General features: G+C 73.0%; 11 protein-coding genes and 1 pseudogene. 5 read left to right on the forward strand and 7 right to left on the reverse strand.

The annotated features are described in order from the left end of the window. The first annotated feature begins 102 nt into the window (after positions 1-102). Positions 103-968 (forward strand): annotated as a pseudogene (locus OG520_RS22635) (carbohydrate-binding protein). Positions 969-1,173: 205 nt separating this feature from the next. Next, entirely contained in the window at positions 1,174-1,422 is a 249-nt protein-coding gene (locus OG520_RS22640; protein WP_399329409.1) for a hypothetical protein, read from the forward strand. Here OG520_RS22640 and OG520_RS22645 read toward each other — a convergent pair. The 6 genes from OG520_RS22645 to OG520_RS22670 all read right to left on the reverse strand — a co-directional run bounded on the left by OG520_RS22645 (position 1,385) and on the right by OG520_RS22670 (position 10,361). Then, positions 1,385-3,079: a bifunctional 3'-5' exonuclease/DNA polymerase gene (locus tag OG520_RS22645; RefSeq protein WP_406014398.1), complete on the reverse strand. Its 1,695-nt coding sequence runs from the start codon at positions 3,077-3,079 to the stop codon at positions 1,385-1,387. The two genes, OG520_RS22640 and OG520_RS22645, sit on opposite strands and share 38 nt — an antisense overlap. Positions 3,080-3,214: 135 nt before the next feature. Then, complete coding sequence (locus tag OG520_RS22650) at positions 3,215-4,273, reverse strand: type III polyketide synthase (protein ID WP_399329411.1); 1,059 nt, start codon at positions 4,271-4,273, stop codon at positions 3,215-3,217. A gap of 447 nt (positions 4,274-4,720) precedes the next feature. Beyond that, positions 4,721-5,926 carry a cytochrome P450 gene (locus tag OG520_RS22655; RefSeq protein WP_385326108.1) on the reverse strand — a complete coding sequence of 402 codons (1,206 nt, stop codon included), beginning with the start codon at positions 5,924-5,926 and terminating at the stop codon, positions 4,721-4,723. 202 nt (positions 5,927-6,128) lie between these two features. Further along, complete coding sequence (locus OG520_RS22660) at positions 6,129-7,133, reverse strand: DUF1259 domain-containing protein (RefSeq protein WP_399329413.1); 1,005 nt, start codon at positions 7,131-7,133, stop codon at positions 6,129-6,131. 199 nt (positions 7,134-7,332) lie between these two features. Beyond that, complete coding sequence (locus OG520_RS22665; protein ID WP_406014399.1) at positions 7,333-9,492, reverse strand: ABC transporter permease; 2,160 nt, start codon at positions 9,490-9,492, stop codon at positions 7,333-7,335. Next, positions 9,486-10,361: an ABC transporter ATP-binding protein gene (locus OG520_RS22670; protein ID WP_406014400.1), complete on the reverse strand. Its 876-nt coding sequence runs from the start codon at positions 10,359-10,361 to the stop codon at positions 9,486-9,488. Before OG520_RS22670 ends, OG520_RS22665 begins: the two co-directional genes overlap by 7 nt. A gap of 105 nt (positions 10,362-10,466) precedes the next feature. Between OG520_RS22670 and OG520_RS22675 the strand changes: the two genes are divergently transcribed. Further along, complete coding sequence (locus OG520_RS22675; RefSeq protein WP_406014401.1) at positions 10,467-11,669, forward strand: DUF2786 domain-containing protein; 1,203 nt, start codon at positions 10,467-10,469, stop codon at positions 11,667-11,669. Between the two features lie 102 nt (positions 11,670-11,771). Further along, positions 11,772-14,069 (forward strand): FUSC family protein, encoded by a 2,298-nt coding sequence (locus OG520_RS22680; protein ID WP_406014402.1) that lies wholly within the window; start codon positions 11,772-11,774, stop codon positions 14,067-14,069. An 18-nt stretch (positions 14,070-14,087) separates the two neighbouring features. Here OG520_RS22680 and OG520_RS22685 read toward each other — a convergent pair whose 3' ends face one another. Then, positions 14,088-14,573 carry a hypothetical protein gene (locus tag OG520_RS22685; protein WP_406014403.1) on the reverse strand — a complete coding sequence of 162 codons (486 nt, stop codon included), beginning with the start codon at positions 14,571-14,573 and terminating at the stop codon, positions 14,088-14,090. A gap of 253 nt (positions 14,574-14,826) precedes the next feature. Here OG520_RS22685 and OG520_RS22690 point away from each other — a divergent pair, with 253 nt between their 5' ends. Then, complete coding sequence (locus OG520_RS22690) at positions 14,827-15,069, forward strand: DUF397 domain-containing protein (protein ID WP_037690973.1); 243 nt, start codon at positions 14,827-14,829, stop codon at positions 15,067-15,069. The last annotated feature ends 117 nt before the right edge of the window (positions 15,070-15,186 follow it).

A 15,186-nucleotide genomic window follows, 5' to 3' on the forward strand; every position in this document is an offset into this window, starting at 1 on the left:
GCGCACCCCGGTTCGTGCTCCCTGCTCCGTGCTCCCTGCTCCCTGCTCCTGCTCCGTGCTCTGTGTCATGCACGTGCCCTTCCCCCATCCGAGGAATCAGCCATGACCCCAGAACCGGCCGAAGGCTCCGGCGGCGACCGCCGGATCAGCCGCAAGACACTGCTCAAGGCCGCTCTCGTGGCCGGCACCGTCCCGCTGCTCGCGGGCGGAGGCGTCGCGCTGGCCCGCGATGCCGGGACCGGCGGCCGGCCGCCGGCCCCCACGCCGAACTGCGACGACGGTGACGGCCCGACCCACGACCAGATCGAGGGGCCCTACTTCAAGCCCGACTCCCCGCTCCGTACGAGCCTGGTGACCGGCAGCACGCCCGGCGTCCGGCTGACCGTGAGCGGCTATGTCTTCGGGCGGGCCTGCAAACCCGTCCCCGGAGTGCTCCTGGACTTCTGGCAGGCCGACACCAACGGCGCGTACGACATGAGCGGATTCGCCTTCCGCGGGCACCAGTTCACCGATCAGTCGGGAGCCTTCGGCCTGACCACGATCGTGCCGGGGCTGGGCTGTACCCGGGGCGTACGCGTCACATCCACGTCAAGGTCCAGGCGCCCGGCTCGGGCATCCTGACCACCCAGCTGTACTTCCCGGACGAGCCGCGCAACAACACCGACGCCCTCTTCGACCCGGCGCTCCTGATGAACGTCCGGGACGCCGGATCGGCGAAGGAGGGGACGTTCGACTTCGTCCTCGACCTCGCCCAGACCCCGACCGATCCGCCCACCGATCCGCCCACCGATCCGCCCACCGATCCGCCCGGTTCCACCTGGGCGGCCGGAACGTTCTACAGCGCGGGAGACCGCGTCACGTACGGCGGCGTCACGTACGGCGGCGTCGCCTACCGCTGTCTGCAGGCGCACTCGGCCATGGCCGGCTGGGAACCGCCGAACGTCCCCGCGTTGTGGGAACGCGGGTAGCCACGCAGCGAAGCGGGGCGCGCGCCGCGCCGGGTCCGGGCCGGGAACGCCTTGTGGCCCGGACCTCTCCACGTTCCCGGTCTCCCGGTCCCCGCCGGGGCGTTCCTGCCGAAGGCCGGGAGCCGGGCAGCGGAGTAGCCTGGATGCGTACGGCTCCAGGTGAGCCGCTCGGGTCGGCCTGCGCAGCGAAGGGGGCCGGTATCGCATGGACACCTTGGTCATGGTCGTGGTCGTCCTCGCGATGATCGCGATGGCGGCGTTCGTCATTCATCTGCTCAACGCCCGGCACCGGCATCAGCATCTGCGTCCGGCGCACTACGACCACGGGCTGGCCGGGTTCGACGAGGGACCCGGCGCCGGTCCTGGCCGGGGCGCACGACCGGCTTCCGGGCCCGCTCAGGGGCCGGAGACGGGACCTACTTCGCGTCCGAATAACGCTCCACCACCGCCGTAGTGAACGGAAAACGCACCGGCGTCTCGCCGAAGACGGTCCGCCCGGCCAGCTCACCGGCCGCCCGGATCGCCTCCACCACGGCCTCCGCCTCCTCCTGAGGACAGTGCACGATCACCTCGTCGTGCTGGAAGAAGACCAGCTCGGCCCGGAGACCGGCGGTGCGGAGCGACCGGCGCAGGGCGGCCAGGAGCAGCAGCGCCCAGTCGGCCGCGCTGCCCTGCACCACGAAGTTGCGCGTGAAGCGGCCCCGCGCGCGGGCATTGGACGATGCGTAACCAGGGGTGAGATCGCCTTCGGCGGAGGGCGGTTCGGCGCTCTCCTGCGGGATGCCGGCCTCCTCGTCCGTCCCGCTCCCGGCCGCGGGGGGACTGGTCCGGCCGAGCCACGTCCGTACGAGACGTCCCTCCTCGCCCGCCTTCGCGGCATCGTCGACATAGGCCACGGCCAGCGGGAATCTCCGGCGCAGGGCGGCCAGGTTCTTCAGGCCGTCGCCCGAGGTCTGGCCGTAGACCGCGCCCAGCAGCGCGAGCTTGGCGTGGTCCCGGTCGCCGTGGAACGCGCGGTCCGACAGCGCCGTGTACAGATCGCCGTCATGGCCCGCCACCTCCATCAGGCCGCGGTCGCGGGAGATCGCGGCGAGCACTCGGGGCTCCATCTGGTCGGCGTCCGCGACGACCAGGCGCCAGCCCTCGTCGGCGACGACCGCCTGCCGTATCACCTTGGGGATCTGCAGCGCCCCTCCGCCGTTGGTCGTCCAGCGGCCGCTGACCGTGCCGCCCGGCTGGTACTCCGGGCGGAAGCGGCCGTCGCGCACCCAGTCCTGGAGCCAGCTCCAGCCGTGTGCCGTCCAGATCCGGTACAGCTTCTTGTACTGGATGAGGGGTTCCACCGCCGGGTGGTCCAGCTCCTCCAGCTCCCAGCGGCGGGTGGACTTCACCTTGATGCCGGCCTGCGCGAAGGCCTTCACCACGTCGGCGGGGAGGTCGGGGCGGACCCGTCTGCCGAAGGCGGCCGACACCTCGTCGGCCAGCTCGGCCAGTCTGCGGGGCTCGCCGCCGCCCGCGTAACGCTCGCCGAGCAGATCGTGGAGGACGTCCCGGTGGACGTCGGCGCGCCAGGGGAGGCCGGACCGGTTCATCTCGGCGGCGACCAGCATGCCCGCCGACTCGGCGGCCGTGAGCAGGCGCATCCTGCCCGGGTGCTCGGTGGTGTCGTGACGGCGGAGCTGGTCGGCGTAGACCTGGAGCAGGTCGTCGAAGGGCAGCTGCGCACCGGACCGGGGCTCGAAGAGCGAGGACTGGGAGCCGGGCTCCGCGGAGCGGGGCGGCGGATCGGGCGGCACGGGGGCGTTGCGCAGGCGGGCGTGGGCGGCGGCCGCGGAGCGGGGCTCGCCGAGGCGGCCCTCATGGGCGAGGAGGAGGGATTCGGCGACCTCGATGTCGTAGCAGCGGCTCACGGGGACGCCGGCCGCGAGCAGAGGGGGGTAGATCTCGGCGGTGGACCGCCAGACCCAGCGGGTGACGTCCGGGCGGGCGCGGACCGCCGCCACGAGGTCGGGTTCGGCCACGACCGGGGCGGCGGGCAGGCCGGTGGGGGCCAGCGGGGCGAGGAGGGCGCCGCCGGTCTCCGTCATGGCCAGAGCCCAACGTTCGGTCATGTCTTCGAGTCTGGCACCCGGCACTGACAACAGGGTGCGGCGCGCGGGAGGGGACGGCGACCGGGCGGTCCGACGGCCGTCCCCCGGCCCGCAGGCGCTGGGGCACTGCTCTGCGGGCCGGGGGAGCGGGGGGCGTCAGGAACCGGATTCGGAAGTCCAGGTGCCCAGGGAGATCTCGGCGGTGATGCCGGGGCCGAAGCCGGCCATCAGGCCACGCTGGCCGTCGAGAACCGATGCCTCGTCGAACATGCGGCCCAGGGCGTCGAGCACCACGGCGCTGGCTATGTTGCCGTACTCGGTGAGGGTGGCGCGGCTGAAGCGGAACGCCTCGGGCGGCACGTCCAGGAAGTGGCTCAGGTCGTCCAGGATGCGCGGGCCGCCCGCGTGGATGATGTAGAAGTCCATCTTGCCGGCGTTCCACTGGTTCTCCTCGGCGACCGCCTCCAGGGCCGGTGCGAGGGGCTCCATCGTGCCGGGCACCCGCTTGTCGAGCTGGAAGTGGAACCCGGTGGAGCGGACCGCGTACGAGATCCAGTCCTCGGTGGCCGGGATGACGTACGAGCCGTTGCGCTCCAGTCGTACCCCCGTCCCGCCGCGGCCCCGCAGCACGACGGCGGCTATGCCGTCGCCGAACAGACCGTTGGACAGCAGCGACCCCACGCCCAGGTCGGTGGGCTGGTAGCACAGTGAGCAGAACTCGCAGGCCACGATCAGTACATTGGCGTCGGGGTACGCCGTGCAGTAGTCGTGGGCCCGGTTGACGGCGGCGCCGCCCGCGGCACAGCCGAGTTGTGCGATCGGCAGCTGCCGGGTCTCCGGCCGGAAGCCCATCTCGCCGATGAGCCACGCGGTCGGCGGCGGCATCATGAAGCCGGTGCAGGAGACATAGACGATCAAGTCGATCTGCTGCGGCTCCAGTTGGGCCTGGTCGAGCGCCTGGCGTACGACTGCCGGCACCCGGGCCTTGGTGTGCTCCTCGTAGGTGATGCTGCGGGCGTCGAAGCCCGGGTGCTGCAACACCTTGTCGATCGGCTGGATCAGATGCCGCTTCTGCACCCCGGTGTGTTCGATCAGCCGAAGGACCAGGTCGATCTGCGGATGGTCGCCGTGCAGCCGTTGAGCCAGCTCAAGGGTTTCCTCGTTGGTGATGACGTACTCGGGAACCGCGATGGCCGGCTTGCAGAGAACCGCCATGGAACTCCTCCTAGCGGACATGGTCCACGCGGCCGGGCCCGAAGGGTTCCGGGGCGTTCGCCTACCGGAGACGGCCACTGCGGCTCCGTACACGCGGCGTTGCGCGGACGTGGAGCGCTGGTGGATTCCGGCGCCGGGTCAGGTACCCCTGGAACGGGCGCGGACGGGCCGACCGTCGAAGACTGAGCTCTAGCCGTTCGTGGGCGGAAGCGGTTCCGCCACGGCTGGGGTGGCCGTCGGGATCACGTTACGGCAGGCGGATCGGGGCCGCATGTCGAGCGTGCGGCAAGGCTTCGCGCCGGAACGCTCCGGGGCGCCCGGCGCCCCGGAGCGTTCCGGGTTGCCGCCGGCCGTGGGCCGGCGCATCATCGATGTCGGCCCGGCGTCCGCCACGGCCACGACGGGTGAGACACACTCAGGACGGGCGAGTCACCCGCGTCCCCGGGATCACCAGGTGACGGGCAGTTCGAGGGGATAGCGCCAGATCGACGTCTTGTTCCAGCGCACTTCCTCGGCCGGTGTCGCCAGCTTCAGGGCGGGGAAGCGCTTCAGCAGCGTTCCGATGGCGGTCTGGAGCTCCACGGCCGCGAGCGGGGCGCCGAGGCAGTGGTGCCCGCCCCATCCGAAGGTCATGTGGGACGGCCCCTGACGCTCCAGGTCCAGCTCGTCGGGACGGTCGAACTTCCGGCCGTCACGGTTGGCCGTCAGATAGGAGACGTGCACGATGTCCCCCTCCCGGATCCGCACCCCGCTCAGCTCCACGTCCTCGGTGGCGACACGGGGGATGCCGACGCCCTTGCGGAAGGGGATGAAGCGAAGCAGCTCCTCCATGGCCTGCGGGAGCATCTCGGGGCGGTCGCGCACCATGGCGAGCTCGTCGGGCCTGGTGAGCAGCGTGTAGGCGATGTTCCCGATCTGGTACGTGGTGGTGTCCTGGCCGGTGATCAGCAGGACCATGGCCATGACGGTCAGTTCCCGGTCGTTGAGGATCTCGTCCCCGTCACGGGCGGTGGCCAGCGCGCTGATCAGGTCGTCGCCCGGGTTCGCGCGCCGCTCGGCGGTCAACGTCTCGAAGTAGGCGCGGAGATCGGCCTTGGCGCGTACCGCGGCGTCCTTGTTCTCGACGGTGGTGTCCATCATGGTCCGGGCGTGGGCGCGCAGTTGCGCGCGGTCCGCCTCCGGAATGTCGAGGACCTCGCAGATGGTGGTCAGCGGCAGCGGGGCCGCCAGATGCTCGAACAGGTCGGCGGGGGCGCCGTGCTCCTCCATGCGGTCCAGCAGCTCGTCGACCACATGCTGCGTGCGCACCTGCATGCGCTCCATGTGGCGGGGCGCGAAGCCCTTGGAGATCAGGCTGCGCAGGCGGCTGCTGCCCGGCGGGTCCATGACGTTGATCGCCTCGTCCTGGACGATCGGCTCGGGGGTCATGCGCGGGAAGTTCCGGCCGATGATGGCGCTGCGGCTGAAGCGCCGGTCGGTGGTCACCGTACGCACGTCGTCGTAGCCGGTGACGAGCCATGCCTCGCCGTCGCCGTGCGGTAGGCGGATGCGGGAGACGGGTTCTTCGGTCATCAAGTGCCTGAGCACCGGGTCGAATTCGAGGGCCTCGGCGTAGTCGAACGGGCAGTGCCGTGCGCCGGCGACTGGTTCCATGCGGAGCTCCAGATGGGGATCTGACGGGTGGGTCATGGAATGTGCGGGCTGGACGGTCCATGGGTGCCCGGTCGCCCGCGGGGCCACGCGCCGCTCCGGGCCGATTGGTCCATATGCAGAACGGATTCGGCGGCGCCGGTCGCTGGACCGGCGCAATGCGGTCCGGCGACCGGCGCGTGCCTCGTGACCCGTATGCCCGGTCTCAGCTGTTCGGTACGACGTCGGTGGCATCCACCGCGGGGCGCAGCGCGCGGGCGAGCGCGACGCCGTCGCCCACCGCCCAGAAGTGGGTGAAGAACAGGCGGGGGTCCTCCGACAGATGGTGGTTGTGCAGCTCGACGAGCTTGATCCCGCCGTGCCGCAGGGCCCTCAGCACATGCGGGACCTCGTCGGCGAGCATGGCGCAGTCGCCGCTGAGCGCGGCCCGGCCGCCGCCCAGCGGCTGGAAGTTGAACGCACTGCTCGACCCGAGGCCGGGAGGCAGGATCAGATGGCCGTCCGCGATGGTCTCGCGGCGGACGAAGATGACCTTGTAGAGCCCGTCCTCGATGGTTCCCCGGGTGCCCAGCACCGCCTCCATTCCGGCGGTGTCCAGGTCGACCGGGGCCGACGGCAGCGGCGGCACGGGCGGCGGGGTGCCGGTGCGGTCGAATCCCGCGCGCAGCCCGCGGGCCAGGGCGACCGCGTCGTGGCCGTGTCCGTGGACATGGGTCCACCAGATGTCGGGGGTCTGGGAGAGCAGGTGTTTGTGGAGCGCGGTCTGCTCGATCCCGTTCGCCTGCCATGCGTCGGTCACCCGCTGGAGCTCGTGCTCGGTGACCACCACGTCGCCCATGAGCATCGTGGAGCCGTCGGCGTAGCGGACGAAGGCCACGTGCGTGCCCAGCGCGAGCCCCGGTGTGACGACGACGCCCTCGGAGACCACGTGGAGATCCCGCCGGGGAAAGCCCGTGTGGTACGTCGTGCCGCGCAGCATGTTGCCGGGGCGGCCCAGCGCCTTCGCCACGTCCGCCCAGTCGTCCAGGCCGGTCGGCACCGGCTTGATCCGCTTCCCGTGCGCCGCCCCGGTCGTCCCGGTGGGCAGGGTGCGGGCCGCGGCGGGGCCCGCCGCGGCCAGTACCGGCGCGAGCGCGGCGGCGGCCAGTACCCGCCGCCGTGATGTGATCGCCCGTGCGCTCGTGTCCTGTTGTCGGTTCTCGGTCACCATGTGATCGCCTCCATGGCGAGATGAAACCATGCGAAATCCTGACAAAAGAATGAAAGCGGATACACCGTCAGCGGGTGGGGCCGGATGGACTAAACGCCCTGTCCGACCGGGTCCCGTACGGTCGCGCCGGGCCTCTTGTCCGGTTCTGCGGTCCGGTTCTCGCGTCCGGCCTCCGCCCGCCACACCTGGCCGCCGCGCCTCAGCCCACCGGCACCGAGCGGCGGCGCACCGCCCCCGGCAGCACCGCCGCCCCCACCGAGACGAGCGCGCACACCCCCGCCGCGCCACCCATCAGCGCCCACTGCACCGACACCACGACCGGCGCCGACACCGAGGCCAGCGCGGCGGCCAGGCCCGCCAGATGCACCCCGGCCACGGTCAGGCCGAGCAGCGCCCCGAGTCCGACCGCGAACAGGGTCTCCCCGGCCACCACCGCGAGGACCCGCGGCCGGGTGGCACCGGCCAGCCGGAGCGCGTCCAGCTCCGCGGAGCGTACGGACCCCGCCATCAGCATCGTGTTGGCCAGCGCGATCACGGTGTAGACCAGGGCGATCCCCAGGATCACGGCCAGACCGGTCCGGGTCTGCGGACTCGTGCGCGGGTACGTCGCGGCCAGCCACTGCTCCGCCGACCGCACCGTGCCGCCGGTTTCGCGCAGCCGCTCCGTGACCGACGCGCGGTCGGCGCCCGGCGCGAGGCGTACGTCGATCCGGTCCACGGCCGCCGCCGGGGCGTTCGCCCTGGTCACATAGGCCCCGTTGTTCCCCGTACCGAGCGCCAGCACCGCCACGATCCGCAAGGAGACCGGCCGCCCGTCGCCGAGCCACACCCGTACCGTCGAGCCCACCGTGTGCCGCTCCCACTCCTCGTTCACCACGATCGAGCGGTCGTCCAGGTCCCGGATGTCGCCCGCCACCACCGGCAGCCGCCCGACCCGTGCCAGGGCCTTCGCGTCGTCCACCGCGCGGGCCTCGGAGGTGATGAGGGCGGAGCTCTCCTCGCGTACGTGGACGGCGGTCGGCGCGGAGGCGGACAGCGTGGCGCCGGGCACCGGGCGGACCCTCAACTCCTCGCCCGTCACGACCAGATCGGCCCCGGTGTGCTCGCGCGCCTCCGCCGCCTTCGCCGCCGACACGGTCATCGCGGAGCCGGCCACCGAACCCGCCAGCGCCACGGTGATCAGCACCGGAGCGGCCACCGCGACCGTACGCCGCAGCGCCGCCGAGGTGTTCGCGGCCACCAGCATCCCGGTCGCTCCCGGCAGCCGGACCATCCGGGCCAACGGGCGCACGAGCAGCGGTGCGAGCAGGGCGGCGGCCGTGATCAGGACCATCGGCTGCGTCATGTACGTCTTCCGCTTCAGCAGCGCGGACGGGTCGGTGGCGAGGGACCTCGCCATCAGGAACGCGGCCCCCGCGAGCAGGGCGAAGCCCAGCAGCCGGCGGACCGGCGGGAGCACGCCCGTATCGACATCGGCCTCGCGCAGCGCCTCGGCGGGGCCGGTCCTGCCCGCCCGCCGCGAGGCCACCCGGACCCCCGCGAAGGCCACGGCCAGGCCGGACCAGAAGGCGGCGTGGAGCGGCCAGGCGGCCGGACGGATGGTGAACCAGGACGGTGCCATCCCCTGGTCGACGAGCAGTCCGGCGAGCAGCGGCGCACCCAGGTGGCCCAGTACGCACCCGGCGGCGGAGGCGAGGGTGCCGACCGCGGCGGCCTCCGTCAGCAGCAGCCGCCGCAACTGGCCCGGCGTGGCGCCCGCCGTGCGCAGCAGCCCGAATTCGCGCCGGCGCAGCGCCACGGCGAAGGCGAACGTCGACGCGACGACGAAGACCGAGACGAAGGCGGTGAGGCCGCCCGCGGTGCCGAGCAGGACATTCGCGGTCAGCAGTCCCTCGGCGTCCCGCTCGGTGGCCAGGTCGGCCCGGCGGCGGTCGTCCCCGGTGAGGACCAGGGCGCGGTCGCCGACCACCCGGCGCACCTCGGCGACGGGCGCGTCCACACCCACGGCGTCGGGTTCGTGCCGAAGGCGTACGGCGTCCCCGCCGTCGTCCCGCGTCACCGGGCCGAGCGCCCGGAGGTCGCGCAGGAGTTCGATATCCACAGGGTGTGGATGAGCGAGCCTCCGATCGACCTCCGTTGTGGACGGCCCGCGCCGCACCCGCACGGTCAGGGTGTCGTCGCCCATCACCACCACCGGCGACGCGGCGAAGCGCAGCGGTGCCCGGTCCGGGGCGTCGAAGGTCGAGGCGAGGCCGAGACCCATGGTCGCGACCAGGCCCACGCCCAGCGCGAGCGCGACGAAGGTGCCGATGAGCGCGGTCCAGCGGGTGCGCAGGGAGGCCAGGGCGACGGTCAGCACGACGCCTCCCGCGCAGGACCCGCGACGGTCCCGGCGACGCCGTGTTCTCCGGTGGCATCGTGTCCGTCGGCGCCGCCGTGTCCCCCGGTGGCGCCGGGCTCCCCGGCCCTGCCGCGTCCGCCGGTGCGGCCCGCCGCCATCCAGGCCGCGATCCGCTCGGCGCCGAGTCCGGTCAGATCGTCCGCCACCTGCCCGTCGACCAGGAAGACCACCCGGTCCGCGTACGCCGCGGCCACCGGGTCATGGGTGACCATCACGATCGTCTGCCCCTCCAGGTCCACCAGCTCCCGCAGCATCTCCATCACCCCCTGGCTCGTCGCGGTGTCCAGCGCGCCGGTCGGCTCGTCGCCGAAGAGCACCGCGGGCCGGGTGATCAGGGCCCGCGCCAGCGCCACCCGCTGCTGCTGGCCCCCGGACAGTTCGGCGGGCCGGTGCCCCGCCCGGTCCGCGAGACCGACCCGGGCCAGGGCGTCCCGCACCTCGGTACGGGACGGGCGGCGGCCCGCGAGCCGCAGCGGCAGCGCGACGTTCTGGGCGGCCGTCAGCGAGGGGAGCAGATTGAACGCCTGGAAGACGAAACCGATCCGGTCCCGGCGCAGCAGCGTCAGCCGGCGCTCGCTCAGCCCGGTCAGCCGCACCCCGCCGACCTCGACGGTGCCGGAGGTCGGCCGGTCGAGCCCGGCCGCGCAGTGCAGCAGCGTGGACTTGCCGGACCCGGACGGGCCCATGACGGCGGTGAAGGTGCCGGCCCGGACGGTGAGGTCGATGCCGCCGAGGGCGTCGACCCCGCCGTAGGCACGGCGCACGGAGCGAAGCCGTACGGCGTCGGCGGCACTCGTGGGCGCAACGGATGCGCGGGAGAGGGTCATGCCTCGATCGAAGCGTTTCCGCGCCCCGCGATCACGACCACCAGAGCCCGTCCGGGAGGTAGGGCCAGCCCTACCCCGCCGCACCGCCCTGCCTACCCTGACCTCATGGAACCGGTGACCGACCAGGCATTCGCGGCAGCCCTCTACTCGGACGGCGACGCCGGTCTCGACACCGGGGCCTCCCTCCTCGCCGCCGACCCGACGGCCGACGCGGAACTGTTCCGGCGCGGCGAGGAGTTCGTCCGCCGGGCCTGGGAGCGCGGCTGGCAGCCCGCCGACGTCGTACGCCTCGTCCGCCGCGAGCTCGACGAGACCGCGGCCTGCCTCGCCGCCGGGCTGATCGCCTCGGAGACCGCGCGGTACGAGCGGCTTCCGCCCCGCTGGCGCCCCCAGCTCGACGGGCTCCCCGCCGCACCGCCGCGGAACCGGCCGGACCGCTTCTCCTACGCCTCCACCGTCCTCGGCCTGTACCGGCTGCTGCTCCGGCTTCCCGCCATCGAACCGGTCGGGCCCCCGCCGGGGACCCCCGCGCACGGCCTCCGGCTGCCGCCCGCGCACGACGAGCCCCGGATGCTGACCCGGATCCGCGCCCTGCTCGCCAAGGCGGAGGCGACCGGCTTCCCCGAGGAGGCGGAGGCCCTCACCACCAAGGCGCAGGAGCTGATGGCCCGGCACTCCATCGACGAGGCCCTGCTCGCCGCCCGTACCCACAGCAAGGAGGCGCCGGGGGCGTGCCGGATCGGGGTCGACGCGCCGTACGAGACGGCGAAGGCGATCCTGCTCGACGCGGTCGCCGCCGCGAACCGCTGCCGTGCGGTGTGGAACAGCGACCTCGGCTTCTCCACGGTGGTCGGCTTCGAGCCGGACCTGGACGCCGTGGAGCTGCTGTACACCTCCCTGCTGGTCCAGGGCGCAGTGGCGATGACGAAGGCGGAGGCGGGCCAGCGGGCCGGCGGACGCAAGCGGACCAAGACGTTCCGGCAGTCGTTCCTGATGGCGTACGCCCAGCGGCTGGGCAGCCGGCTCGCCGCCGACACCGCCCGAGTCACCGCGGCCGCCGAGGCCGGGACGGAGAACGGGGCCGGGGCCGGATCGGCCGGGTCCGGCGCCCCTCATCTGCTCCCGGTCCTCGCCGCCCGCGACATGGCCGTCACGGACGCCGCCGAGCGGATGTTCCCCGCGACCACGACCACCCGGGTCCGGGGCGCCACGGACCTGGACGGCTGGACCCATGGAACGGCCGCGGCGGACCGGGCGCGGATGGGCGGGAGCGGTCCGGAGCTCCGCGGCGGGCGCGGGAACCGCTGAGGCCTTTCGTTCGGTCGTGTTCCGCCGGGCGTTCCTGGGACCGCCCAGCGAGCCGATTTGCGACAACTCGGGCTAATCGGTAATTCCGGTTAGGCTCTCGGCATGAGCTGGCTCCGGGCGCTGAAGGAGACCGCCCGCTCGGGGCTGTCGATCGAGCGGCGACGTCTCGAACCGCTCATCGCGATCCGCGGTGCGGCCGGTCTCGCTCTCGTCCTCGGGATCAGCCTCGCGTTCTTCGGGCCCGTGGTCGCGGCGAGCTCCGCGTTCGGCGCGTTCCAGGCGGCCATCGCCACCTTCCAGCGCAGCTGGCGCCCCCGGCCCGTGCTCGCCCTGGTCTCCGGGGCAAGTCTCGCCGTGTCGACGTTCCTCGGCTATCTCACCGGCTCCCGGCTGCCGCTGTTCCTCGCCCTGCTGGTGCTCTGGACGTTCGTCGCGGGCCTGGCCTGGGCGGCGGGGCCGACCGCCGGCATCATCGCGGCGTCGAACGTGGCGATCATGCTGGTCACGGTCACCCTGCCCACCTCCGTCGCCAACTCGGCCGTGCACGCCGGGATGATCCTGTTCGGCGGAGTGGTGCAGGCGGCGCTGATCGTCCTGTTCCCGGTACGGAGCTGGGGCGCCCAGCGCGACGCGCTCGCCGACGCGCTGGCCGCCGAGGCCGACTACGCCCGCCGGCTGCGCCACGACCCGGTCGCACACTTCGACCCGGTGCCGCTGATGACGGCCCGCAGCGCGGCCGCGGTCACCCCGCGCCAGGCCCGCCGCCGGCCGCCCGAGCTGCGGGGCTCCCGAAGGATCGCCGAACGGATCAGACCGGTGCTCGCCTCGCTCGCCGACCCGTCGCTGGGCGTGCCGCCCGAAGGGCCGGAGCGGGCGCGGGTCCGCGAGCTGCTCGCCGCCGCCGGATCGGTGCTCGACTCGGCGGCCCACGCGATCCGGCACGGCGACCCGGTCGAGCTGTCCCCGTCCGCCGTGGCCGTGCTGAAGACCCCGGACACCGGAACGCTGCTCACCGGCCCGTCGCTGCGCGCCGCCGACCGGCTCGGCGCCCTGCTCTCCGACGTCATCGAGACGGCCGAGGGCGAGGGTACGAAGGAGCAGGACGCCAGGGCCGAGGAGGCCGCCGAGGCCATCAAGGCCACCGCGGACGGGACACCCGCCGCCCCGCCCCGCCGCCGCCCCACCCTGCTGCAACTGGTTCCCGTCATCGCGAAGGCGATGCGCGCGGAGCTGCGCCCGGGGTCACCGATCCTGCGGCACGCCGTCCGGGTGTCCGTCGTCGCGGCCGTCGGCTATCTCATCGGCACCGCGCTGCCGTTCGGCCACGGCTACTGGGCGCCCATGGCCGCCGTCATGGTGATGCGGCCGGAGTTCTCCCAGACGTACGCGCGTTCCGTGGCCCGGTTCGGCGGCACGATCGTCGGCGTCTCGCTCGCCACCGTGATCGTCCGGACCACCCACCCCGGTGTGACCCCGGCCGCGATGCTCTCCGTGCTCTGCGCCCTGCTGATGTATCTGCTGATGCGCACCGGGTACGTGGTCGGCCAGGCCTGCGTCTCGGCGTATGTCGTCTTCCTGCTCGGCATGGCGGGCGACAACTGGTCGCAGACCGTGCTCGAACGGGTCGTCCTCACCCTCGTGGGCGGCCTCCTCGCGATGATCTCGTACGCCCTCTACCCGGCCTGGGAGACCCCGCGGCTCCGTGGCAGGCTCGGCGACTGGCTGAAGGCGGACGGGCGGTACGCCGCCTCGGTCGTCGACCAGTACGCCGAACCGGCCGAGCGCGGCCACGACGACGTGCGTTCCGCGCTGCTCGACACCCGCGAGGCCCGCGTCGCGTGGCAGGAGGCGCTGGCCACCGCCCAGTACGAACCGGTGCGCAACCGCGGCCTCTCCCGCGCCGCCGCCGACGACACCCAGCACGCGCTCGCCCAGCTCGGCCGGGCCGCGATGCTGCTGGAGGCCCATCTGCCGGGCGGCGGCGCCACCCCCGTACCGGACGCGGCGCGGCTGGCCGAGGCGCTGCGCCGGGCCACCGAACAGGGCGCGAAGGCGGTACGGGAGCGGCGCGTTCCGGACTGGACCGAGGTGCGCGAGGCGCTGGCGGAGTGGGACGAACGGCAGCGCGCGGACGAGGGCGAGGCGGACCCCTTCGTACGGGAAGGGGCCCACCTCCTCCTCGAAGCCCTGGAGGGGTTCTCCCGGGGGCTGGACGGGAAACCCAAGCCGAAGCCGGAGCCGAAGCCTGAGCAGAAGGCGGAGCCGAAGCCGGAGCCCAAGCCCGAGCCCAAGCCGGAGCCCAAGCCCGAGCCCAAGCCGGAGCCCAAGCCCGAGCCGAAGTCGGACCCGAACCCGCCCGGCACTCCCGACCCGAACCCGCCCGGAAATCAAGCGGGTTGACGGACCGTGCGGCGGCCGTCAGGGGGTCGGCAGGCCCTCCAGGTCCGGCAGGCCGGACGGCAGGGCGCCCGGGGCGGTCTTGGCCAGGGTGTCCTCGACCCCGCTGCCCCAGGACACCACGACGGTCTTGCCGTCGTTGGACTCGACGGACCCCGTGGTGCGGTCGTCGCCGCCGTCGACGCACTTCAGCGTGAGCGTCACCTTGTCCGCGTCCTGCACGGTGCCCGTGCAGGCGTGCTTCTCGGTGATGAGCACGGCCTTCCCCGACGCCACCGACAGGACGACCGCCTTGCCGTCGGTCTTGCCGGCCCAGCCGCCCTCCAGCGCCGCGGCACTGGTCCTGGAGCCGCCGTCGTCACCGCCGGGAGCCGGGCTGGACTGTTCCGCGCCGGAGCCGCCGCCCGGGTCGTCGCTCTTCTTGCTGTCGCTGCTGCAGCCGCTCAGCGCGACCGCGGTGAGGATTCCGGCGGCGATCACGGCACCCGTGCGTATGACTCCGTGCATCTGTAATTCCCCCTTGTCGACGAAAGACCGAGCCAAGTTATCAGCGCGATACGACGGGATGAGGAGCTCGATCGGGGGTAGACGCAGCCGAAACGGCATCCGGTGCGTCTCTCCATACGGAGTAAAGCTGTAATCGCGAGAACACCCCGCGTGCACGTGCATCTGCGCATGCATCTGCGCATGCAGGGAAATTTGAACAGAGCTATGATCCGAGACAGTTGACACTTGCACCTTGCAACTCGGGGAGCGTCCTGTGCACCACGTGTACAACGGCATGGCGGCCACAGAGCTTCGCGGAGTCGTCTGGCAGAAGAGCAGACACAGCAACTCCCAGGGTTCCTGTGTGGAGTTCGCGAAACTGCCCGACGGGGATGTGGCGATGCGGAATTCGCGCCACCCCGACGGGCCGGCGCTGGTCTATACGCCGGCCGAGATAGAGGCGCTGCTGCTCGGGGTGAAGGACGGGGAGTTCGACCACCTCATAGCGGGCGGCTGACCGCATCCCGCGAGCCGGTGCCCGGCCCGGACCGCCGGCCCAAGTCCCTTTCGCCCGGCCCGGACCGCCGACCCGAGTCCCTCTCGCCCGGCCCGATCCGAACGAGAGGCCTTGCCG

Source organism: Streptomyces sp. NBC_00984, from assembly GCF_045162475.1.
GTDB lineage: Bacteria > Actinomycetota > Actinomycetes > Streptomycetales > Streptomycetaceae > Streptomyces.